Here is a 21,473-nt window from a genome sequence, read left to right on the forward strand (position 1 = left end):
TCCTATCGCGCAGCTATGCCAACGCGGTTATCGCCTACCCCATAGGCAACTAATTGACTTAGCGCTTGCAGGCTAAAGCCGCTTTGTTGTTGTAGCTCGTTGAAAAAGTCTTGTGCAGCTTGCAATGACTTTTTAGTTTGTAAGCCACCGTCAATTAATTCATGAGCACGTAAATAATTTTCTACGTCTCGAGACAGTAAAAAAGTATCCTTACCCATGGCACGCAATGCATAAGGCCCTGTGTTCCCACCTAGTCGCGCACCATGCTTTTTTAAGTAAGCCCACAAACCGATAATATTATTTACTGGCCAATCAGCTACAAATTGGCTGAAACTGCCATGTTTTTCAGCTACTTCATGGATCATGTAGGCATTTTCAGGGATCGTTTGTACTTTTTTAAAGTTACGAATAATACGTTCATCACTGGCTTTTTGCTCGAGCATATCAGGTGGCATCATTAATAGTTTCTCAACACTGAAGTCCCAAAATACCTCTCGAAATCCTGACCACTTACTATTGATAACAGACCAGTAAAAACCACTTTGGAACACTTTACGCGTTAACTCTTCCAACCATAAGTCGTCATGCATTTTGGCAATTTCAGCGCTATCAAGCGGGTCAGAAAGCAGTGCAAGCAGCATTTCTTCACTGCCCTTACGGGTGACAGCTCGCTGATAGATATCGTTAAACTTTTCCATTCTTCTTCCAATTCGTCTGGGTAATACTAGTGTACTAAAAACACGCTTATACGTAACCATGTTGCAAAATCGGTCACTAAAAAAACGAATACTCCGCCTTGACACCTAGATGGCTAAAATGCTTTAATCGCCGCTGATACCCTATTTAACTATGTTGGCTTTAAGCTATAAAGCGAGCATAAAGGGCTGGAAGAGGTGCGTTATTCAGGTAGCGTATAGGAGGAGCACAGACTCTGTTGATCATACGTGAGGGGAATTAACGCCGAGAAGTAACACCGTTTGTGAGGTGCTTATTTCGGGCGACTGGGCTGAATCCCAGCGACTGTCACCAACAATAGCAAAACGCTATTGATTAGTTTGGTGGAGAGCTTCTGGTCTTAGTATAATAAGGCCGTTGCGTCTTTATTATCTTAAGCCCATTCGCTCTTCGAATTATACCTTGTTCGAACGACGACATGCGGCTCCATTCAAATGCTCCCGCATAAACTCTTCGAATACCTTATAAGTTCGTGAGAGATGATCAACAATTTTGATTTAAACGACTATCCACTATGGACAGCGCTTGTCACGCCATTTTCTGAATCTGGCGAGGTCGATTATACGGCCCTTGGGCAACTGGTCGCCGAGCAGCAAGATGCTAATAACGGCATTTTATTGCTTGGCAGCACCGGCGAAGGACTGGCGCTTTCACTTAAAGAGCAACAAGCCATTGTTGAGCATGTTTGCCAATTATCACCGACTGTACCACTTATGGTCGCTGTGGGCGGCATGAACCTTAAGCAGCAAATTGCTTGGGTTGAATACTGCAACCAACTACCTATTCATGGCTATCTATTGGGCTCTCCTCTGTATGCAAAACCTGGGGTTGTTGGCCAAACACATTGGTTTGAAAGCCTACTTAACGCAAGTCATCACCCTTGTATGTTGTATAACGTACCAGGACGTAGTGCAGTTGAGATTTCACCGCAGGTGATCAAAAACCTTGCTGAGCACAAAAACCTTTGGGCTTTGAAAGAAGCCAGTGGTGACATTAGCAAATTTGAAGGCTTTAGAACGGCGTCACCAACACTGGCTATCTTCAGTGGTGATGATGCACTTATGCCGTATTTTGCTCAAGCTGGTGCAAAAGGTTTAGTTTCGGTTGCCGCAAATGCTTGGCCGAGTCAAACCCATGAGTTTGTTAAACGCAGTTTAAGTGGTCAATATCCAAATCTATTCACCGATTGGTCGCAAGCGATTCAAAGCTTATTTGCTGTCGCAAATCCAATCCCCGTAAAAGTACTGATGCACCTGCAAGGTAAAATAAATACCCCGCATTTACGTCCGCCGCTTACGCATTTAGAGCTTGAGCAAACAGACAGCATCACCCACGCAAACAACACAATTTTATCTTGGAACTAAAAACAGGTTTTATCATGAGCTGGTTAGAATTATTAAACAACTTAGAATCAGGCGCAGTTCGCGCAGCTACACAAGACGAAAACGGCAACTGGCATGCCAATGTTGAAGTTAAACAAGGCATTTTAGAAGCCTTTAAAAATGGCACAAATACCGAGTTCCCGGGTGGTTTTGTGGATAAGCACAACCTAGCACCACAGGGCTTTGCTGCAAATGCCGGCGTGCGTATGGTACCAGGTGGTAGCAGTGTTCGTCGTGGCGCACACGTTGCTAAAGGCACGATTATCATGCCACCAGCGTATGTAAATATTGGCGCATTCATCGACGAAGGCACGATGGTCGACAGTCACGCATTAGTGGGTTCATGCGCACAAGTAGGTAAAAATGTTCACCTAAGTGCAGCAGTACAGTTAGGTGGCGTGCTTGAGCCAATTGGTGCCAGCCCTGTGGTTATTGAAGATGACGCTTTCATCGGTGCAGGCTGCGTTATTGTTGAAGGCGTGGTTGTGAAAAAAGGTGCTGTACTTGCGCCGGGTGTGCGCTTATCTGCAACCATCCCTGTCTACGATTGTGTTAATGAGCGCCAGCTAAACAAAGGTGAAGCAATTCCAGAAAACGCGATTGTAATCCCAGGTTCTCGCCCTGCTTCAAATGCATGGGCTCGCGAGCAAGGTTTAAGCATGTCTTGTGCATTGATCGTGAAATACCGTGACGAACAAAGCGATGCATCATTACTGTTAGAAGAGGTTTTACGTTAATGAGCTTTTTGAGCACGCCCATCAAGCAAGCGGTTGAACAAGTTTCAACACATCTTGATACGCCATTTTTTATCTATGATTTAGATAAATTAACTGCACATTTAAATCAACTAACTGCGCAAACCGATGTGAAACTTTGGTATGCCGTTAAGGCCAACCCGCTGTCTCGCATTATTCAATGTTTAGACAGCGCAGGGTTTAATTTTGATGTTGCAAGTAAAGGTGAACTTGAGCAAGTACTTGCCCAAGGCATCGATAGCGAGCGCGTGCTCAACACAGGGCCTGCAAAAAGCCCTGCACAAATTTCACATTTTATTGCTCGCGGCGTACGTACCTTCGTGGCCGAGAGCATAAACCAAGTTCGCTGGTTAAATGAGCAAGCAACAAAAGCAAATTGTCAGCTGCAAGTTCTGTTGCGTGTACAACTTCGTTGGCCAGACAGCGAAAAGAACCCACTTGGCGGCGATAGCCTTACTCCTTTTGGTTTGGGCTGTGATGAGTGGCAAGCGCTCACAGTAAGTGATTACACTGCTCTTAACTTTGATGGCCTGCATATTTTCCAATGGGGCAATATGCTGAGCACTGACAAACTCGCCGAGCTATGGCGTGCGATGATTGCGCCATTACAACAACTAGCAAGTGCATTAAATATTAACCTTAATATTCTCGATTTAGGGGGTGGCTTAGGCATTCCTTATACTCAAGATGCTAACCGACTCGATTGGTCTGCACTTATCGAGACTCTGGCGAGTATTAAAGCAGATGCCGGTGTCAAAGAGCTTTGGATGGAACTTGGCCGCTATGCGGTGGGCGAATGCGGCCATTACGCCACACCGGTTGTTGAACGCAAAGAAAATTACAATCAACAGCAGGTGATTTTATCAGGCGGTATTAACCATTTACTTCGCCCTGCTGTGACAAGCCAAGATTTTCCTGCGGCGTTACTGCGTGAGTCAACGGCTGAGCCTGCAGCAATGACTTTATATGGCCCGCTTTGCACTGCACTTGATTGCTTAGGTGAGCACCAACTAGCTAGTGATTTAAGTGAGCAAGACTGGTTGGTATTCAGCCAATGTGGCGCGTATGGCTTTACCGAAAGTATGCCGTACTTTTTATGCCACGAATTAGCGGCTGAATACATCCTTGAACAAGGCAATATTGAGTGCATTCGTAGCGCTGAAGATGCCAGCTATTATTTAAGGTAATCACCATGAGTAAAGAATTAATCAGCCAAGAGAATATTGTGGTTGGCGAAATTGCCAACGGCCTACCACTGACAATTCCTGTGTATCGTTTAAAAGGCGATGGCACAGGGCCAAACATGTATATACAAGCTAATATGCACGGTGCTGAAGTACAAGGTAACGCTGTAATTTATCAATTGCTTGAGCAGCTAAAATCACTCAAGCTGCGTGGCGATATTACCCTAGTGCCTTATGCCAACCCAATTGGTTGTAATCAAAAGTCAGGTGAGTTTACTTTAGGTCGCTTCGATCCAATTACTGGCACCAACTGGAACCGCATGTACCGCTTTAATAAAGCGTTACCGTCACAGATTGCTGAACAGCATAAAGACAGTGATGATGCGACCCTTAAAGCTGCGTTTAAACAGGCACTCGTTGCTGACATCGACAGCCAATTAACGGGCCCAGATTACAGCTTAACAACGGGTAAGCGCATTGCACTTAACTTGCAAAAGCTTGCCCATCAGGCTGATATTGTTTTAGACCTTCACACCGGGCCTATCTCAAGTAAGCATTTATACTGCCCCCAATACGCCAAAGCCAGCGCGAGCTATTTCAACATCGAACATGTGTTATTGATCCCAAGTGATTTTGATGGCGCAATGGATGAAGCGAGTTTCTGCCCGTGGTGGTCGTTATCTGAAGAGCTTGCCAAACAAGGCCGTGAATTTGCAGTTCAAGTCGAAGCATTTACCGTTGAACTTGGTAGCCAAGAAAAAATCGATTTAAGTGCAGCCCTTGAAGACGCCAATAGCATTTTAAGTTACCTCAATCATAAAGAGGTATTGGTTGATGCCGCATATCAACCAAAAGCGATGACACGCTATGCATGTATGCTTGAAGATTATGTAGCTTACTACGCACCTATGGGTGGCATGGTAGAATACCTTGCACCACTCGGTGGCCATATAAAAGCAGGCGAACCAATTGCTCATATTTTACGAATGGAGCGCTACCTTTCTGAGCAGCCACTACAAACATTGAGTTTTGATAAAGACGCCATCGCTATTTTGCATTTTGCCTCAGCAAGCGTGAATCAAGGCACCGAACTTTATAAGTTTTTTACCAACGTATTTGAGCTATAAGCTCACCCCTTCTCATTGCGTGAGAGTCGACGGCTTATGCCCTTAGGCCGTCACAGCAGGGCTCCAAGCTTAGCTTGGGGCTCTCTATTTACCTAAAATATCAACAATTCAGTATAAGTTCACGGTTACTTATGTAAAAATCGTTATAATTATTCTTACTTATAAGTCTATTCAAAAGGGAACTGCAATGGGATGGCGCATTTGGCTGGCAGCTGCTGGCTTATTTTCTGTACCTGTATTTGCTCAAACTGAACAACCACAAACCAATGAACAAGATGACGCGCTAGAACTCGTAAAGCAGTGTATTTTGAACGAAGCCATTGGCGGTGACGGCAAACAAACACTCGAAGAACTTCGTAAAAAATGCTCTGACTTAGACGAGAGTAAAAAACTTACCGCTTTAGACAAACGTAAAGCCCGTGAAGAAGTGAGCAAGAAAAACCGTAATGTGATCACTCCTCATAAGCGTAACTACATTTTACCACTTTCATATGTATCTAATCCGAATGAGCGTCCATTTGATGGTTTAAAAGATCTTGCTGAGCAAACTGATGGTGAACCACTTGATAACCTTGAAGTGAAATATCAACTATCAATTAAAGTGCCTATTTTCGAAGGCTTCTCAGATAAAGATCAGGGCGTATTCTTTGCGTTTACCATGCAATCGTTTTGGCAGTTTTATAACAAAGATATTTCATCACCGTTTCGTGAAACAAACTACGAACCAGAGATCTTCTGGGTGAACTACCTTGATCCTGAGCATGTGCTTTGGGGCGATGAAATGGCAATTGCAATTGGTGCATCACATCAATCTAATGGTCGCAGCCAACCAAATTCACGTTCATGGAACCGTATCTATGCCGATTTCTTATGGGAAAAAGACGGCTTTGTATTTAGCTTTAAGCCTTGGTACCGAATTCCGGAAGATAAAAAAGACGATGAATTAGAAGCGCGTGGCGATGACAACCCTGATATTTACAAATACATGGGTTACTTTGAATTCTCAGGTGCATACCGTTATAACGAGCATGAATTTAGCTTTATGACCCGTAATAACTTAAATTCAGATAACCGTGGTGCAATCCAATTAGATTGGTCTTTCCCTCTATGGGGCAGATTACGTGGTTACGCACAATACTTTAATGGTTATGGCGAGAGCTTAATTGATTACAACGCCGATATTGAACGTTTTGGTGTGGGTATTCTGTTAACTGACTTGCTTTAGCTGATAAAGAGCGAGCTTTAGTTAGCTCGCTCTGAATATGCGTTATTTTTTAACAATGAAGTGACCTTCAAATTCAGCAACTAACACATCACCATCGTATACATTCACTGGTACATGGTAGCTTGCTTTGCCACTGTCTTCTAAATCCGCTAACTTGCCTTTACAGCCAGCCAGCTCAACACTACCACGAGGGTCGTTATTCAGTGGCTTAAGGTATTTAATGTTAGCATCAGCTAATACGATATTCCCTTCAAGGCCCGCTTCTTTCAGTGCAAGGTAAGTAGCACCCCAGCCAGTTAAAGTCGCCAGACTGTAAATTGAACCTGCAAACATAGTGTTATGAAGGTTTAAATTCGCATCTAAATCAGCACGAGTAGTAAATTGCCAATCGGTATAGCTTTCAACTTTAATTCCCATCGCATCACTGATTGGAATCGACTCACGCCACGTATTTTGCAGTACTTGTGTCCAGTTTGGATGACGGAACCAGCCCGGCTCAGACGGTTTTTGTTTTACCATTTTCCAGTGTTGTACATCGTCATAGGCAAGGTGCGCTTTTTCTTTTAACTCGTAGCCGTGACGTTTATAAAACTCTAAGGCACGTTCACGGGCAAAAAGCACGAGCTCATCGGCATCTTGAGTCCACGCTATTTTTTCTAGCTCATGCAGTAAACGACTACCAATGTGCTGATTACGATTCCCTTCAGCAACCGCCATATAGCGTACTTGTGCTTGTTGATGATTATTAAAATGCAAACGTGCTACACCTAATACTTCGCCATCATTGTTTTTAATAAAGCGATGCTCGGCATCTTGCTCTAAGTCATCTTGCTCAGAGCCGCGCGGCTCACCCCAAGGTGCTCTTAAAACCTGCCAACGTAATGAATAATACGCTTGCCAATCTTCGCTACTTTGCGGTGTGGTCACTTTAAACATAAATACTCCTGTGAAAATACAGCCACTGTCTGTTATTTTTCTAACGTGGCTCGACGAATGCAAATTACGATACGCGATCTTCTTGCAAGTTGGAATAATACTTTGGTGACCCAGCTTAAATTATTATTCAGAGCTGTAAAAACTAATGCACAATTGCACTTTATGGTGACTAGTCTATGCTGAAACAATTGTCATACTTTTTAAACATAAAAGCTAAAGGCCCGAGATATGGAACATTTTTTTGAACCCAGTGGCGCAATAAAGCATAGTTTTATTGAAGAATGTCACCAGTTAGGGCAGCTGATTTACTGGCACAAGCAAGGCAATTACAGCATTCAAGTTAGGCAACTCAATCAACTACGTTGGTTATTGATTAACGAAACTCTTCAATCTGTTATCGAAAAACGTCAGCCTAACAGGCTTCTTTTCCCTCATTTACAATATCTTGCGAAGCTCTGGCAGAAACTTGATGAACCTAAAAAAATTTTAGAGTTAGGCTTAGGTGGCGGGGCAATTCGTAACTATCTTCAGCATACCTACCCTGATAGCCAGCTTATTTCAGTGGAAAAAAACCCCGATATTATTCACTGTTATAAACGCTACTTTGGTGGAGATCACACAAGTAATTTACGCTGTTTCGATGCTCAACAAATACTTGAGCAAGGACACGAATACAATTGGATTATATTGGATTTATTCAGTGAAGTAGATGGCCCACTGTTTTTATACAAACATACTTTTTATGCCAAGCTTCGCACAGCGATGGCTAAAGGTGGTGTATTATTTATTAACTTTTTATCCAGTCACCCATCGCAGTTAAAGCAACTTGAGCATTTACTTATCACCGAATTCGGCAAGCGACCAAGTATCGAAAAGATCCCTAATTATGTGAATCATATCGTGATGATCAAAAAATAAAAATACTTATACCAATCCGCTTAATTAAGTAGTCTATTTTGAGGCAATAAAACCTCGTTGATAACAAGGCAAAAATTTCGTTATTTAGTTGTTCTAAATGAGAAATTTTTAACGCAGGTAGCGACAGGTTTAATCCCTCAAAATGATTAAGTATTATTGCGGATTGGTATTACACAGATAAATTAAAAGTAACGGGACCATCGTTACATAGGCTTACTTGCATATCAGCACCAAATTGCCCTGTGGCTACTGTTAACCCGGCTTTTTTAGCTTCAGCGATAAAATACTCATAGAGCGTATTAGCTTGATCAGGCGTACCAGCACTTGAAAAGCTCGGACGCATGCCCTTTTTAGTGTCTGCGGCTAGTGTAAACTGCGAAACCACCAACAGTTCACCCTTGATATCATTCAAACTTAAATTCATCTTTCCTTGTTCATCGGTAAAAATTCGGTAATTACTTACTTTATGTAAAAGCTTCTGAGCGCTTTGTTCGGTATCCTGTTTTTCAACGCCTAATAGCAGCAAAATACCTTGTGAAATTTCACCGACGACTTCGCCCGCCACTTCTACTTTTGCCTGTTTTACTCTTTGAATTAAACCTTGCATTGATCCCTCGATAACTTGATATACATTAAATCTGCAGCACGTCGCATTGCTGCCAAATATACCTGATTATCGCTACTGTGCCCAATACCATCTAATATCAATAATTGTGCATTTAACTGTTCAGCAAGCTGCTGTACGGCACTATATCGACAGATCAAATCGGCCCGGCCATGAACAAACCAAATGGGTAAATGAGTCAATACATGCGCATTTTCTGCGATGTAACCCTCTTCAATAAAACAAAGATTACGAAAATAATGCACCATTAACCTTGCTTGATTTAAGCCTACATGGGGCTCTTGCAAACTCCAATTATTTAATGGCTCACCATGACATAACACCTGCTCCCAATGGCACCATAGTTTGGCGAATTTGCTGGCTTTAATTTGATCGCTACTATTTAGTTGTTGCTGATAAAAGTCGAGTAAGGCATGCCAATCGGTAAAATCATGAGCAAACTCTTTAAAGCATTCTGGGTAAAAATGCGCGCCCGCGCCTTTAGTTGTGTAAAGCCATTCAAAGTCACTGTTACAGGCTAAAAAACTAGCCCGTAAAATAAGTCCTGCGATGTGCTCCCGATGTTTTATTGCATACACAAGTGCAAGAGTTGCTCCCCACGATTCGCCGCACACCAGCCATTTTTCAATGCCGAGTTGCTGGCGTAAAAACTCGAGATCAGCGACTAAATCTAATGTGGTGTTTGTGTTGATATCATGGGGGGTTGAATGACCACAACCGCGCTGGCTGAACATGATCACTCGATAACGTTCTAAATCAAAAAAGCGGCAATTTTCAGGGCACAGCCCCGCTCCGGGCCCGCCATGACATAACACCACAGCAATCCCTGTAGACGCACCATATTCTTGCACATGGATTTGATGGCCATCGCCAACACTCAAATGGTAATCACGGTTGGCAACATAATGTGGATGTAACTGCACCTCGCTCTCCTTAGGTGCAGTCGCTATTAAACGTCTATATCAGGTGTATCCTCAATATCTTCAGGACTGATACATACCGTAAACTCTGCACCGAGTAATACGACAATCCAAGACAGATAGACCCAAACAAATAGTATAGGTATCGTCGCCAACGCCCCATAAATAACTTCATAAGATGGGAAGTGACTGATATACAGAGCAAAGCCTTTTTTTGTCAGCTCAAACAACATAGCTGCAAACAATGCTCCTGGAATTGCCGCTCTAAATGGAACTCGTGTGTTAGGCACTAAAGTATAGAGCATAATGAAGCCAATCATGGAAATTATGTAAGGTAATAGTTTCAATAAAAAGCCGCTGAATCCAGGAATACCTTGATCAGCGAATGATACTAAAGACACAATGTATGAGGTAACACCAATACTCGCGCCGAGTAATACTGGACCTAAGCTAAGCACCATCCAATAAACGGCAAACGAAATCATCATGGGGCGTTTTTTCTTAATACGCCAAATTCGGTTCAATGTGGCATCGACATTGCGAATGAGTAACAAGGACACTGCTGCTAAAAATCCCACACCGACCGCAGTCATTTTATTAGCATTACCGGCAAAGGCGCTGATATGCTCTTTAATAACATCAGAAGAAGTCGGCACAAGATTAGTAAATAAGAAATTTTCTATGGTTACCAAGGTGCTTTCAAATCCAGGAAAAGCAGAAAAAATAGCGACACCAACCGCCACTAATGGCACGATTGATAACAAAGTTACATAAGCCAAATAACCTGCATTAACAGTAATTTGATCGTCAATACAACGATTGAGATACTGCATCCACCAAGTAGGTTGTTGCTTTAAGAAAATGCTTATTTGCAGCTTATAACGAGTGAGCTTCTCATCCATAGAATCTAATTTCTGCTAAAATGTTTTGATAATCATAGCAATCCACCACATAATTTGAAATGACAGGTACCTAAAAAGGATTCTCAATGAAAAAACTGACACTTTTAAGTGCACCACTATTTGCAGTAACCATGGCATTATCAGGCTGTCAGTCAGCTTATTACTCTGCTATGGAATCTGTAGGAGTGCACAAACGCGACATTTTAGTCGACCGCGTAGAAGAAACAAAAGAATCACAACAAGAATCCCAAGAAGAATTTCAATCAGCCCTAGATAGATTAACCACATTAATCAATTTTAATGGCGGTGAACTTGAGGATGCATATAAGCAACTAAATGATGATTATGAATCAAGCCTAGCGGCTGCAAATGACGTAACAAATAATATCAATAAAGTTGAAGATGTCGCTGAGGCACTATTTGAAGAATGGGCTGATGAGCTAGAGCAATACAAAAGCGCCTCACTAAAACGTGAAAGCAGCAAAAAGCTCAATGCAACTAAGCGCCAATTTGATCAACTACTTCGCTCAATGCGCAGCGCAGAAAGCAAAATGGAGCCGGTATTATCATCACTTCATGATAATGTTTTGTACTTAAAACATAATCTAAACGCACAAGCTGTAACTGCTATCAAGGGTGAGTTCACAAACCTAAAACGCGATATAAAAGTGTTAATGGACGACATGAACAAATCTATTGAAGACTCTAATAAGTTCATTGAGCAAATGAATAAAGCGGGTTAATTAGCGCAAACGAGTTTTTACAAAGCCTACTTAAACGTAGGCTTTTTTGTGTAATCTCTTGTTACTTTTTAATGATTTATCTTAAATTTTATTTTGCTAAACTCACGGCAAAGAATAAAAAATAAACATAGTATGCACTTAAAAACACTCTCAGCACTCATTGCAGCTGCACTCTTAACGGCTTGTAGCAGCCCTAATACTGTCAATGTTATTGCCGGTGAAGGCACTATTACTCCGTTAAAAACTGAAGGTGACTACGAAGGTCGTTTTCATAACCTATATCCTGGTGATAAAGAATACCCAACAACCTGCACTGACAATTGCTATGAACCATCAGAGCTACTTATATGTGACGACAGCAACTCACAATGCCAATATCAAGCAGAACAAAGCGTACCTGAAATAAACTCAGGGTTTACAGTTCGCTGGTTAGGTCATGCAGGCTTTTATATTCAATCACCCAATGGTGAGCAGCTATTATTTGACCCAGTCAAAGAGCAATTTGATTCGCCTGTAGACTTGGCCTTTAAGCTAGCTGGGGGCATTTATCGCAAACCAGGTTTTTGGCCAACACAAGCAGAGCTTGATGGCTTAGATGCTGTGATATATTCACATATTCACTATGATCATTTTAACAAAGCCGACATAGAAGAAATTGGCAATTCGCCGCGTTATTTAGTGCCATTAGGATTTGCAGATAACTTTCCGACTGGTGGCTTTAATATTTCAGAAATGGCGTGGTACGCGAGTACACAAATTAATGACTTAACTATTAATGCGGTGCCAGCACACCATTTTAGTAGCCGAACTCTAGTCCCATTCATTTATGAAGATCACAACAAAGATCTCTGGAATGGCTGGTTACTAGAACAAAATGGTAAAACCTTATTTTTTGCTGGCGATACCGGTTACTCACAACATTTTCAGGATATTAAGCAGAAATACGGCGAGATTGATGTATGCCTTATGCCGATAGCTTCTTATTACCATGAAGAAGATGGTAAGTGGTATCGCTATGTTCATACTACACCTGAAGATGCTATTAACGCAGCTGAGGAGCTAGGCTGTAAAGTGATGATCCCTTGGGGTTATGGTAACTCAAGCTGGCAAATGGGCGACCATTCAAGCCATTCGGCACTACTAAGATTACTAACAATGAAAGCAAGAATGGCTAGCAAGCTCCCTTTGTACATTCTTAATGAAGGTGAGCAAGTTTCACTATAATGCTACTTGCTCTAGTATACCAATTCGCTTAATTGAGCGAATTGGTATTAAGCTAACTTTTAAGCAGTAAATCCCTGAGTGCCAACATTAGTTTGTGTGCACTACCTGCAGACATAGCGAGGGGGTTAAACTCACTCGTACCAGAATATTTGAGGGTAATCGGAGTAACGAGTCTAGAGTAAGGAATGTAGCCCATAGACCAGTTCTCAAATTCTCTTTCATAAATCTCACAATAACTTAGCATAATAATATTTTTATGCCGCGTATCATTCAAAATACGGTGATAAGTTGCATTTACCGCACTTCTAGAGCCTTCCAAGCACTGTAAAAAGTGAGTAGTATTAAAACAAAGCAAACCTGTAACATTCATTTTGCTATTGTTTTGTTTGGCTTTCTCAAGAATATTTTCAATATCCCCAGGCCCAAACCCATCGCTAATTTCACTTGTATAAATAAGTCTAACTAAGTACATCTCACTCTCCTGCAAGGTCGATTTAGAAAAGATAGTACAGATGGGGGGTTTAGCAAAAAAGTGCAGTTAAGTTTAAAATTTTACATGAATAAAGTTGGGTATCGCTGCGCTCAACCTACTTGGCTGACCACTAAAAAAAAACCGCCGTATCTTTCAATACGGCGGTTCTGATTTTGTGAAACTACATGACCTTATTAGTCTTTAGCTTGACGGCTCGCACGTTTACGCTCACTTTCAGTTAAGTGACGTTTACGAATACGGATGCTCTGAGGTGTCACTTCCACTAACTCATCATCATCGATGAATTCAATCGCTTGTTCAAGCGTATAGTTAAGTGGTGGTGTTAACGTTTGTGCTTCATCTGTACCAGATGCACGAACGTTAGTAAGTTGCTTACCTTTAAGTGCGTTTACTGTTAGGTCGTTATCGCGGCTGTGGATACCGATAACCATACCTTCGTAAACTTCAACACCGTGACCGATGAATAACTTACCACGGTCTTGTAGGTTGAATAATGCGTTAGTAAGTGCTTTACCTGTTGCGTTAGCAATCATTACACCGTTCTTACGCGCGCCGATAGTACCGCCTTTATGTGGGCCGTAGTGATCGAATGTGTGGTAAAGAAGACCAGAACCAGACGTTAATGTCATGAATTCAGTTTGGAAACCAATTAAGCCACGGCTTGGGATCATAAAGTCCATACGTACACGGCCTTTACCATCTGGAGACATGTCTGTTAGTTCACCCTTACGAAGACCAATTTGTTCCATGATAGAACCTTGGTGCTCTTCTTGACAGTCAATTGTAAGTGTTTCGTATGGCTCTTCTTTTTGACCATCAACTTCACGAAGGATTACTTGTGGACGAGACACCGCAAGCTCATAGCCTTCACGACGCATGTTCTCGATTAAGATACCTAAGTGTAACTCACCACGACCAGAAACACGGAAGCTATCTGGGTTGTCAGTTTCTTCAACACGTAGTGCTACGTTGTGTACAAGCTCTGCTTGTAAACGCTCTAGGATGTTACGTGACGTTACGAATTTACCTTCTTTACCAGCGAATGGTGAAGTGTTTACAGAGAACGTCATTGTTACTGTAGGCTCATCAACGCTAAGCGGTGGTAATGCTTCAACGGTATTTACATCACAGATAGTGTCTGAGATTTTCAGCTCACCAAGACCCGTGATAGCAATGATGTCACCAGCGCCTGCAGATTCTGCTTCATGACGCTCAAGACCTAAGTAGCTCATTACTTGGCCAACTTTACCGTTACGCTTAGTACCGTCTGCACTTACAACAGTAACCTGTTGGTTAGGACGAACAGTACCACGCTTGATACGACCAACACCGATAACACCGATGTATGAGTTGTAGTCAAGCTGAGAAATTTGCATTTGGAAAGCACCTTCAGGATCTGCATCCGGTGGAGATACTTCATCAACGATCATCTGGAACATTGGTTCCATGTTATCTGATGGCTCGTCTAAATCTAATGTAGCCCAGCCATTGATAGCTGATGCATAGATTACTTTAAAGTCTAACTGTTCGTCAGTTGCACCTAAGTTATCGAATAAGTCGAATACTTGGTCCATAACCCAGTCAGGACGTGCACCTGGCTTGTCGATTTTGTTGATAACAACGATCGGTGTTAAACCTTGTGCGAATGCTTTTTGCGTTACGAAACGCGTTTGTGGCATTGGACCTTCTTGAGCATCAACAAGTAGTAATACTGAGTCAGCCATCGAAAGTACGCGCTCTACTTCACCACCGAAGTCGGCGTGTCCTGGGGTGTCTACGATATTGATATGGTAGTCATTCCAAGAGATAGCTGTGTTTTTAGCTAAAATGGTAATACCACGCTCTTTCTCAATGTCGTTTGAGTCCATTACGCGCTCTTCATTACCGCCGCGCGTTTCTAATGTGCCTGATTGCTCAAGCAGTTTATCAACCAAAGTTGTTTTACCGTGGTCAACGTGGGCGATAATCGCTATATTTCTTAACTTTTCGATGCTCATATTTTTTCTCAGAGAAATTGAATCTCATTGATCCTGCAAGATCTACGCACTCACCGGCATTTTCACCAGATGTCCCAGCATAGGATTTAAAAGGGCGCATATTATCCCTTAATAATGGCATGGATGAAAGTTTATCCAATACAATTTTCAAAACTTTCTTCAGGCATTTTATAAGTATCTGTTTTATAAATGACAAATTTATGAAAATAATAATTTTTATAAGCATAAAACTGGCAAAATTGCATTTTTTAAACCATATTTTGGCACTTAATCGTATTTAGAACCGATAAATTGGCACGCTCAGTAATTGTGCAAATCGTCGTCATTCTTTTTACGCACCAAAATGATCTTTTTTCGCACCAAAACAGTGCATAAAAAGTTAACATAACAACAAGCGGTTTCTTTTTTATCAGCCTTAACAACACCTTAAAAAAATGGCATGAAACCAGCTTACATAGAGCAAAAGCAATAATGCAGCAAAAATAAAACCCAACAATTGGAGGACACATGTCACAATCGGTTTTAGATTTTATCAAAGAAAATGACGTTAAGTTCATTGATTTACGCTTTACTGATACCAAAGGTAAAGAACAGCATGTTTCTATTCCTCATCACCAAATTGATGAAGATTTCTTCGAAGACGGCAAAATGTTTGACGGTTCTTCAATTGCAGGTTGGAAAGGCATCAACGAATCAGATATGGTGCTTATGCCTGTTCCTGAGTCTGCTAAAATGGACCCGTTTTCTGAAGAAGCTACACTAATCATCCGTTGTGACGTAGTTGAGCCTTCAACACTTCAAGGTTACGAGCGTGACCCACGTTCAGTTGCAAAACGCGCTGAAGAGTACATGCGTTCTACAGGTATCGCTGATACTGTATTATTTGGTCCAGAGCCAGAATTCTTCCTTTTTGATGACGTTAAATACAAATCAGACATGTCTGGTTCTATGTACAAAATCGATTCTGTAGAAGCTGCTTGGAACTCAGATAAAGATTACGAAGGTGGCAACATGGGTCACCGTCCAGGTGTTAAAGGCGGTTACTTCCCGTGCTCACCTGTTGATTCATCACATGACTGGCGTTCAGCAACTTGTTTAGTTCTTGAAGAACTAGGTCAAGTAGTAGAAGCTCACCACCACGAAGTAGCAACTGCAGGTCAAAATGAGATCGCAACTCGCTTCAATACAATGGTATTAAAAGCTGACGAAATCCAAGAGATGAAATATGTTATCCATAACATGGCTCACTTATACGGAAAAACAGCGACATTCATGCCTAAGCCAATCGTAGGTGATAACGGTTCTGGTATGCACTGTCACCAATCTCTAGGTAAAGATGGCGTAAACATCTTCGCTGGTGACAAATACGCTGGTCTATCTGAAGAAGCACTTTACTACATCGGTGGTATCATCAAGCACGCTAAAGCAATCAACGCATTCGCTAACGCGTCAACTAACTCATACAAGCGTCTAGTTCCGGGCTTCGAAGCACCAGTAATGCTTGCATACTCTGCACGTAACCGTTCTGCTTCAATCCGTATCCCAGTGGTACCGTCTGCTAAAGCACGCCGTATCGAAGTACGTTTCCCTGATCCAACAGCTAACCCATACTTAGCGTTCTCTGCAATGCTTATGGCTGGCCTTGACGGTATCAAAAACAAGATCCACCCTGGTGATGCAATGGATAAAGACTTATACGATCTTCCAGCTGAAGAAGCTGCAGAGATCCCACAAGTTGCATCTTCACTGCAAGAAGCATTAGATTCATTAGATGCTGACCGTGAGTTCTTAAAAGCTGGCGGCGTATTCACTGATGACCTTATCGATGCTTACATTGCACTTAAGGGCAAAGAAGTTGAAAAGCTTAACATGACAACTCACCCAGTTGAGTTCGAAATGTACTACAGCGTTTAATTTAACGCCGTATCAGAATTATCAGATTGATAATAAATGTGTGTTCTCAAGCCCGCTTTGCGGGCTTTTTTGATGGTAATTTGGCCAATTCTACTCTAAAGTTTTAGTTAGATTAGATAACCTAGGGTCACAGAGTGAAAAACACGATTTTATTAGTATTACTCCTTTTTACAGTATGCAATTACGCACAAAGTGAAGTAAAAAAAATTTACTCGTGGAAAGATGAGAATGGTGTTTTAGTGTTCTCAGACTCACCTCGCCCTGGGGCTAAAGAAGTAAAGCTCAATACTCAAAACCTCACCATGCCTAAAACCGACACCAGCATACTTGATAACCCGGCTAGTGCGACACCTGTCAATTTTAAAATAACGATTTCCTCACCAGAAAATGAGGCAACCGTTCGAGAGAATACAGGCTCAGTATACGTCACAGCACGAGTGAGTCCGCGTTTTGCAACAGGCTTCAAAGTACAGCTGATAGTTGATGGCACACCTCACGGAAAATCGAGTAATAGCACGACCTTTGCATTGCGAAATGTCGACCGAGGCGAACACACATTACAAGCAAAACTTATAGATGCGAATAATAAAGTCGTTTCGGTTAGCCCTGTTAGCACTTTCTACATGCACAGAGCATCGATACTTAATTGAAACTATTTTTTTCGAGCCGGTATCATGCAAAGTAAATGGATTGTGCTAAGCTGCTGTTAATTGCAACGCACTAAAATGGTGCAAACATGCTCAGTGATACACATTTTAATTCTGAACTACTCGAAAGTATTTGGAAAAATTTAAGTACAGCCGTTATTTTGCTCGATAATGATTTTAAACTGGTTTATGCAAATGATAGTGCCAGTGAGCTATTAGGCTTAGGTCCAAAGCGTATAATTAATCAGCCATTCGATAACTTATTTAACTACCACTCCATTGACCTAAAACGTATTGCTCAGTACTCGTTGTTTGATGGCGTTGACTGCCACCAGCATAGAGCTGACGTGGTGTTCGTCGATTCTCGCCATGCTAAGCTAACCATTAGCACCCGCCGAATAAACAGTAATAATGAAAATTATATTTTGTTTGAGTGCCGACAAATGGATGATGAAATTCGCCACGATCAAGCATCAAATCAAATGCACCAATATCAAGCCGCACGCAATTTAATTCGTGGTTTAGCACACGAAATTAAAAATCCTTTGGGTGGAATACGCGGAGCGGCGCAATTATTGCAGTACGAGGTTGATCAGCAAGAGCGTGATCAATGTGCAGAGCTTATCATTGAGCAAGCTGACCGATTACGAGAGCTCGTAGACCGTTTACTTGGTCCAAACCAATTGCCACATAAATCATATGGCAATATTCACCAAGCTCTTGAGTCAGTGATTAAGCTTAGCATGTTAGATAACAGCGCTAATATCACTTTAGTGAAAGACTATGATCCAAGTATACCGAGTGTGTACATTGACCAAAGTAAAATTCAACAAGTGGTACTTAACATTATTCGCAATGCACAGCAGGCTCTGGTTGATGGTGGCGAAATTAGAATAAAAACCCGTATTAACCATCAACATAGACGTCCTGGTAAAGCACCGAAGAAAACCTTGCTGATCCAGATTTCAGATAATGGTCCAGGAATAGATAAGAGTTTAAGAGAAACCTTGTTTTATCCAATGATCACTAACAAAGAAAATGGTTCAGGACTAGGGTTATCCATTGCACAGACTTTGGTTGATCAACACGGTGGACACATTGACTGCGATAGTTGGCCAGGCCATACAGAATTTAATATCTATTTGCCTTTTACGGATTAATGGTTTTTTGGAGTAGTCATGAAAACAGTTTGGTTAGTTGATGATGATGCCTCAATACGCTTTGTATTAGAAAAAGCGCTGGCGCGAGCAGGATTTGAAACAGAAAGTTATGCAAATGCACAAGATGTGCTTAACGCACTCAAGTTTAGTCAGCCTACCGTTCTAGTGTCAGATGTAAGAATGCCTGGTATGGATGGTATGGCATTACTTGAAACAATTGCCGAACAAAACCCTGGGTTGCCAGTCATCATTATGACTGCACACTCAGACTTAGACTCAGCGGTAAATGCATTCCAAAAAGGCGCATTTGAATACCTTGCAAAACCATTTGATCTAGATGAAGCAGTTGCGCTGGTAGAGAGCGCCTGTCGTGCTAATTCAACAAAAAAAACCAAGCGTAAGCAAGCACCACAAACGAATGCCCATATCATAGGCGAAGCGCCTGCGATGCAAGAGGTGTTTCGCGCGATCGGTAAATTATCAGCATCAAGTATGAGCGTGCTAATTAATGGTGAATCAGGAACAGGTAAAGAGCTTGTTGCCAGTGCCCTACACAATCATAGTCCGCGTAAAGAAAACCAATTTATCGCTTTAAATATGGCTGCCATTCCAAAAGAGTTAGTAGAATCAGAATTGTTTGGCCATGAAAAAGGCGCGTTTACAGGGGCCGACAGTATTCGTAAAGGTCGTTTTGAACAAGCCAATGGTGGTACCTTATTTTTAGATGAAATTGGTGACATGCCACTTGATGTACAAACGCGTTTGTTACGTGTATTAGCCGATGGTGAATTTTACCGAGTTGGTGGCCATCAAAGCATAAAAGTGGATGTGCGTATTATCGCAGCAACACACCAAAATCTCGAAGATTTAGTTAAACAAGGCAAGTTTCGTGATGACTTGTTCCATCGTCTTAACGTTGTGCGTTTACGCTTACCTGCGCTACGCGAACGTACCGAAGACATTGAACGTCTTGCACAGCACTTTTTACATAAAAGTGCCAAAGAGCTTCAAGTTGAAAGCAAAATACTAAGCCCTAAAGCCACAGAGCAACTACGCTTATTCAATTGGCCTGGTAACGTGCGCCAACTAGAAAACACCTGTCGCTGGTTAACTGTAATGGCTCCGGGTGAGCTTATCAGCGAACAAGATTTACCGCCCGAAATAGTTGCCGCAGCTCCAGTGGAACAGGAAGGTGATTGGCTGGATGCATTTCAGCAATGGCTCAACCTTGAGCTTAAACAAGGTAAAGAAAATATCTGGCCGGCTATACAAGCACAGCTAGAAACTCGCTTGATTAAAACAGCATTAGCCAATTGTGCGGGGCACAAGCAAGACGCCGCGGTGAAAATTGGTTGGGGCCGCAATACATTGACCCGTAAGTTAAAAGAGCGCAATATTAGCTAATTTATCGCCATAACAATGTGAATCAATGAAGTTAATCGAACACATACCACTCATTAAACAAATGGAAATAATTAACAGATTGTCGTTCTTTAGAGAGTTTACTCTTAGTGAACGACAAGTGTTATTAGAGTCATTCAGTCATTTATATTTGGTTAAACAAGGCCGCGCTGTTTTCAAGCAGTACGACAATGACAAGCGTTTGTATATTGTTCTAAGTGGTTCACTGATGGTGTTCAAGCAAAGTCATTTACATGAGCTTGGCATTATTGACCCAGGTGAGTTTATCGGTGAAGGTGCTTTTATTAACAATCGGGAACATAGCACAAGCGCCCGTGCTAGAGTGGATACTATTTTATTAGCTATCGCCCCCGAAGCACTCACCCGCTTGCCCAATGTGATCCGCGAGAAAATTAAAGATCGCATAATCGAAGGCATGAGTGAGCGAATTGTGAAATTGAGTAATTATCTCGAATCACGTAGCTAATCCATATACACAACTTGCAATGAACAATTAAGCCACCCTGGTTTATTTACACGTGCTGTGTAACGGTAGGTATCTGATGGTTTCATACCAAATGGGGTACTCACTTCTGGCGTTAAATGGCTGTAACTTTGCGAATAGTTTTTATAATAAATGACTAAATAGCCGTATAAGTAATCCCAGTCTAATGAGACTCGTCTACCACTCGCTAGGTTAAACTCGGCCTGTTTATCACTAAATTTGACCGCAAGGCCGTTAAACTCATCCTCAACGCAACCCGTTGTTATTACTCGAGCCGGCATAGTGAAACTAGTTGAGCCATTTTTTGCTCGTAAGTAAAACCCTATATTGCCTTGATTGTAAAAATGATTAGCCTCTGTGGTGTACTTAATTTCAGCTTGATAACCCAGCCCCTGCATAATTTCTGCAAGTTGCTCGGTTTCATGAGTGAGAATTTTATCGCTCGATAACATTAAGGTTGCATCAGCAAAGTCTCTTGGAATAGGGAGCTTAGTGTATTCGTAGGGTAAGCTTTGCTTATTTAAAGCTTGCTCTAATGTGTGCAACTGTTGTTGATCAAGATTTTCTGTGTATACGTAGACTGTTGGTTGCTGACAACCTGCCAAAATTAAAAATATGGCTGCTGAAATTATCCTTTTCATTTTCTTTCTCACTTTAGATTACAAATGTAGTCTAAAGCG

Annotated in this window: 21 protein-coding genes and 1 riboswitch; of the genes, 13 read left to right on the forward strand and 8 right to left on the reverse strand. The window is 41.8% G+C overall.

Translation table 11 applies throughout. The annotated features are described in order from the left end of the window. Positions 1-2: 2 nt before the first annotated feature. On the reverse strand, positions 3-698 hold the full coding sequence (locus ACSFVZ_RS14850) for a DNA-3-methyladenine glycosylase I (RefSeq protein WP_435559150.1): 696 nt from the start codon (positions 696-698) through the stop codon (positions 3-5). A 182-nt stretch (positions 699-880) separates the two neighbouring features. Beyond that, positions 881-1,077, forward strand: a riboswitch (Lysine riboswitch). 137 nt (positions 1,078-1,214) lie between these two features. Here ACSFVZ_RS14850 and dapA point away from each other — a divergent pair. The 5 genes from dapA (at position 1,215) to ACSFVZ_RS14875 (ending at position 6,408) form a co-directional block, all read left to right on the forward strand. After that, the gene (gene dapA / locus ACSFVZ_RS14855; RefSeq protein ID WP_435559151.1) at positions 1,215-2,099 is read left to right on the forward strand and encodes a 4-hydroxy-tetrahydrodipicolinate synthase; all 885 of its coding nucleotides are present in this window, start codon (positions 1,215-1,217) and stop codon (positions 2,097-2,099) included. A gap of 14 nt (positions 2,100-2,113) precedes the next feature. Continuing rightward, entirely contained in the window at positions 2,114-2,854 is a 741-nt protein-coding gene (locus ACSFVZ_RS14860; RefSeq protein WP_135923242.1) for a 2,3,4,5-tetrahydropyridine-2,6-dicarboxylate N-succinyltransferase, read from the forward strand. Further along, a complete protein-coding gene (locus ACSFVZ_RS14865) occupies positions 2,854-4,059 on the forward strand; it encodes a PLP-dependent decarboxylase (protein WP_135923241.1) in 1,206 nt (401 codons plus the stop codon). Before ACSFVZ_RS14860 ends, ACSFVZ_RS14865 begins: the two co-directional genes overlap by 1 nt. 5 nt (positions 4,060-4,064) lie before the next feature. After that, positions 4,065-5,183 carry a succinylglutamate desuccinylase/aspartoacylase family protein gene (locus tag ACSFVZ_RS14870; protein WP_435559152.1) on the forward strand — a complete coding sequence of 373 codons (1,119 nt, stop codon included), beginning with the start codon at positions 4,065-4,067 and terminating at the stop codon, positions 5,181-5,183. A 187-nt stretch (positions 5,184-5,370) separates the two neighbouring features. Beyond that, entirely contained in the window at positions 5,371-6,408 is a 1,038-nt protein-coding gene (locus ACSFVZ_RS14875; RefSeq protein ID WP_054563462.1) for a phospholipase A, read from the forward strand. Positions 6,409-6,450: 42 nt separating this feature from the next. Here ACSFVZ_RS14875 and ACSFVZ_RS14880 read toward each other — a convergent pair whose 3' ends face one another. Next, positions 6,451-7,344: a bifunctional GNAT family N-acetyltransferase/hotdog fold thioesterase gene (locus tag ACSFVZ_RS14880; protein WP_135923239.1), complete on the reverse strand. Its 894-nt coding sequence runs from the start codon at positions 7,342-7,344 to the stop codon at positions 6,451-6,453. A 228-nt stretch (positions 7,345-7,572) separates the two neighbouring features. Here ACSFVZ_RS14880 and ACSFVZ_RS14885 point away from each other — a divergent pair, with 228 nt between their 5' ends. Then, positions 7,573-8,262, forward strand: coding sequence for a spermidine synthase (locus ACSFVZ_RS14885; protein ID WP_138556667.1), 690 nt, complete (start codon positions 7,573-7,575; stop codon positions 8,260-8,262). Positions 8,263-8,431: 169 nt separating this feature from the next. Here ACSFVZ_RS14885 and dtd read toward each other — a convergent pair whose 3' ends face one another. From dtd to ACSFVZ_RS14900, 3 genes are read right to left on the reverse strand one after another with little or no spacing between them, the layout of a single operon-like run. Then, positions 8,432-8,869 carry a D-aminoacyl-tRNA deacylase gene (dtd, locus tag ACSFVZ_RS14890; protein ID WP_135923237.1) on the reverse strand — a complete coding sequence of 146 codons (438 nt, stop codon included), beginning with the start codon at positions 8,867-8,869 and terminating at the stop codon, positions 8,432-8,434. Continuing rightward, positions 8,857-9,810: an alpha/beta fold hydrolase gene (locus ACSFVZ_RS14895; RefSeq protein WP_295511488.1), complete on the reverse strand. Its 954-nt coding sequence runs from the start codon at positions 9,808-9,810 to the stop codon at positions 8,857-8,859. The genes dtd and ACSFVZ_RS14895 overlap by 13 nt, the downstream gene beginning before the upstream one ends. Before the next feature lie 26 nt (positions 9,811-9,836). Beyond that, a complete protein-coding gene (locus ACSFVZ_RS14900; protein WP_135923235.1) occupies positions 9,837-10,709 on the reverse strand; it encodes a virulence factor BrkB family protein in 873 nt (290 codons plus the stop codon). 86 nt (positions 10,710-10,795) lie between these two features. Between ACSFVZ_RS14900 and ACSFVZ_RS14905 the strand changes: the two genes are divergently transcribed. Together ACSFVZ_RS14905 and ACSFVZ_RS14910 are read left to right on the forward strand one after the other, a co-directional pair. Next, a complete protein-coding gene (locus tag ACSFVZ_RS14905; protein WP_135923234.1) occupies positions 10,796-11,452 on the forward strand; it encodes a DUF2959 domain-containing protein in 657 nt (218 codons plus the stop codon). Between the two features lie 132 nt (positions 11,453-11,584). After that, positions 11,585-12,676: an MBL fold metallo-hydrolase gene (locus ACSFVZ_RS14910; RefSeq protein WP_435559153.1), complete on the forward strand. Its 1,092-nt coding sequence runs from the start codon at positions 11,585-11,587 to the stop codon at positions 12,674-12,676. A 52-nt stretch (positions 12,677-12,728) separates the two neighbouring features. On the opposite strand, the gene ACSFVZ_RS14915 is transcribed toward ACSFVZ_RS14910, so the two are convergent. Then, positions 12,729-13,148: a BLUF domain-containing protein gene (locus tag ACSFVZ_RS14915; protein WP_135923232.1), complete on the reverse strand. Its 420-nt coding sequence runs from the start codon at positions 13,146-13,148 to the stop codon at positions 12,729-12,731. Positions 13,149-13,342: 194 nt separating this feature from the next. Then, entirely contained in the window at positions 13,343-15,166 is a 1,824-nt protein-coding gene (gene typA, locus ACSFVZ_RS14920) for a translational GTPase TypA (protein WP_135923231.1), read from the reverse strand. Positions 15,167-15,673: 507 nt separating this feature from the next. Here typA and glnA point away from each other — a divergent pair. The 5 genes from glnA to ACSFVZ_RS14945 all read left to right on the forward strand — a co-directional run bounded on the left by glnA (position 15,674) and on the right by ACSFVZ_RS14945 (position 20,775). Further along, entirely contained in the window at positions 15,674-17,080 is a 1,407-nt protein-coding gene (gene glnA / locus ACSFVZ_RS14925; RefSeq protein WP_135923230.1) for a glutamate--ammonia ligase, read from the forward strand. 134 nt (positions 17,081-17,214) lie between these two features. Continuing rightward, positions 17,215-17,730 (forward strand): DUF4124 domain-containing protein, encoded by a 516-nt coding sequence (locus ACSFVZ_RS14930; protein ID WP_135923229.1) that lies wholly within the window; start codon positions 17,215-17,217, stop codon positions 17,728-17,730. An 86-nt stretch (positions 17,731-17,816) separates the two neighbouring features. Further along, positions 17,817-18,887, forward strand: a complete 1,071-nt coding sequence (gene glnL / locus ACSFVZ_RS14935; protein WP_135923228.1) for a nitrogen regulation protein NR(II) — start codon at positions 17,817-17,819, stop codon at positions 18,885-18,887. An 18-nt stretch (positions 18,888-18,905) separates the two neighbouring features. Next, on the forward strand, positions 18,906-20,291 hold the full coding sequence (gene ntrC / locus ACSFVZ_RS14940) for a nitrogen regulation protein NR(I) (protein WP_135923227.1): 1,386 nt from the start codon (positions 18,906-18,908) through the stop codon (positions 20,289-20,291). 25 nt (positions 20,292-20,316) lie between these two features. Then, complete coding sequence (locus ACSFVZ_RS14945; RefSeq protein WP_135923226.1) at positions 20,317-20,775, forward strand: Crp/Fnr family transcriptional regulator; 459 nt, start codon at positions 20,317-20,319, stop codon at positions 20,773-20,775. On the opposite strand, the gene ACSFVZ_RS14950 is transcribed toward ACSFVZ_RS14945, so the two are convergent. Then, positions 20,772-21,434, reverse strand: a complete 663-nt coding sequence (locus ACSFVZ_RS14950; protein ID WP_199527627.1) for a hypothetical protein — start codon at positions 21,432-21,434, stop codon at positions 20,772-20,774. The genes ACSFVZ_RS14945 and ACSFVZ_RS14950 overlap by 4 nt on opposite strands. Positions 21,435-21,473 lie beyond the last annotated feature (39 nt).

This window comes from Pseudoalteromonas nanhaiensis (assembly GCF_051235485.1).
GTDB lineage: Bacteria > Pseudomonadota > Gammaproteobacteria > Enterobacterales > Alteromonadaceae > Pseudoalteromonas > Pseudoalteromonas lipolytica_C.

What these genes read in the sequence shown, in the direction of transcription:
- ACSFVZ_RS14850 (WP_435559150.1), bottom strand. Translation starts at nt 698, where the DNA reads ATGGAAAAGTTTAACGATATCTATCAGCGAGCTGTCACCCGTAAGGGC.
- dapA (WP_435559151.1), top strand. Translation starts at nt 1,215, where the DNA reads ATGATCAACAATTTTGATTTAAACGACTATCCACTATGGACAGCGCTT.
- ACSFVZ_RS14860 (WP_135923242.1), top strand. Translation starts at nt 2,114, where the DNA reads ATGAGCTGGTTAGAATTATTAAACAACTTAGAATCAGGCGCAGTTCGC.
- ACSFVZ_RS14865 (WP_135923241.1), top strand. Translation starts at nt 2,854, where the DNA reads ATGAGCTTTTTGAGCACGCCCATCAAGCAAGCGGTTGAACAAGTTTCA.
- ACSFVZ_RS14870 (WP_435559152.1), top strand. Translation starts at nt 4,065, where the DNA reads ATGAGTAAAGAATTAATCAGCCAAGAGAATATTGTGGTTGGCGAAATT.
- ACSFVZ_RS14875 (WP_054563462.1), top strand. Translation starts at nt 5,371, where the DNA reads ATGGGATGGCGCATTTGGCTGGCAGCTGCTGGCTTATTTTCTGTACCT.
- ACSFVZ_RS14880 (WP_135923239.1), bottom strand. Translation starts at nt 7,344, where the DNA reads ATGTTTAAAGTGACCACACCGCAAAGTAGCGAAGATTGGCAAGCGTAT.
- ACSFVZ_RS14885 (WP_138556667.1), top strand. Translation starts at nt 7,573, where the DNA reads ATGGAACATTTTTTTGAACCCAGTGGCGCAATAAAGCATAGTTTTATT.
- dtd (WP_135923237.1), bottom strand. Translation starts at nt 8,869, where the DNA reads ATGCAAGGTTTAATTCAAAGAGTAAAACAGGCAAAAGTAGAAGTGGCG.
- ACSFVZ_RS14900 (WP_135923235.1), bottom strand. Translation starts at nt 10,709, where the DNA reads ATGGATGAGAAGCTCACTCGTTATAAGCTGCAAATAAGCATTTTCTTA.
- ACSFVZ_RS14905 (WP_135923234.1), top strand. Translation starts at nt 10,796, where the DNA reads ATGAAAAAACTGACACTTTTAAGTGCACCACTATTTGCAGTAACCATG.
- ACSFVZ_RS14910 (WP_435559153.1), top strand. Translation starts at nt 11,585, where the DNA reads ATGCACTTAAAAACACTCTCAGCACTCATTGCAGCTGCACTCTTAACG.
- ACSFVZ_RS14915 (WP_135923232.1), bottom strand. Translation starts at nt 13,148, where the DNA reads ATGTACTTAGTTAGACTTATTTATACAAGTGAAATTAGCGATGGGTTT.
- typA (WP_135923231.1), bottom strand. Translation starts at nt 15,166, where the DNA reads ATGAGCATCGAAAAGTTAAGAAATATAGCGATTATCGCCCACGTTGAC.
- glnA (WP_135923230.1), top strand. Translation starts at nt 15,674, where the DNA reads ATGTCACAATCGGTTTTAGATTTTATCAAAGAAAATGACGTTAAGTTC.
- glnL (WP_135923228.1), top strand. Translation starts at nt 17,817, where the DNA reads ATGCTCAGTGATACACATTTTAATTCTGAACTACTCGAAAGTATTTGG.
- ntrC (WP_135923227.1), top strand. Translation starts at nt 18,906, where the DNA reads ATGAAAACAGTTTGGTTAGTTGATGATGATGCCTCAATACGCTTTGTA.
- ACSFVZ_RS14945 (WP_135923226.1), top strand. Translation starts at nt 20,317, where the DNA reads ATGAAGTTAATCGAACACATACCACTCATTAAACAAATGGAAATAATT.
- ACSFVZ_RS14950 (WP_199527627.1), bottom strand. Translation starts at nt 21,434, where the DNA reads ATGAAAAGGATAATTTCAGCAGCCATATTTTTAATTTTGGCAGGTTGT.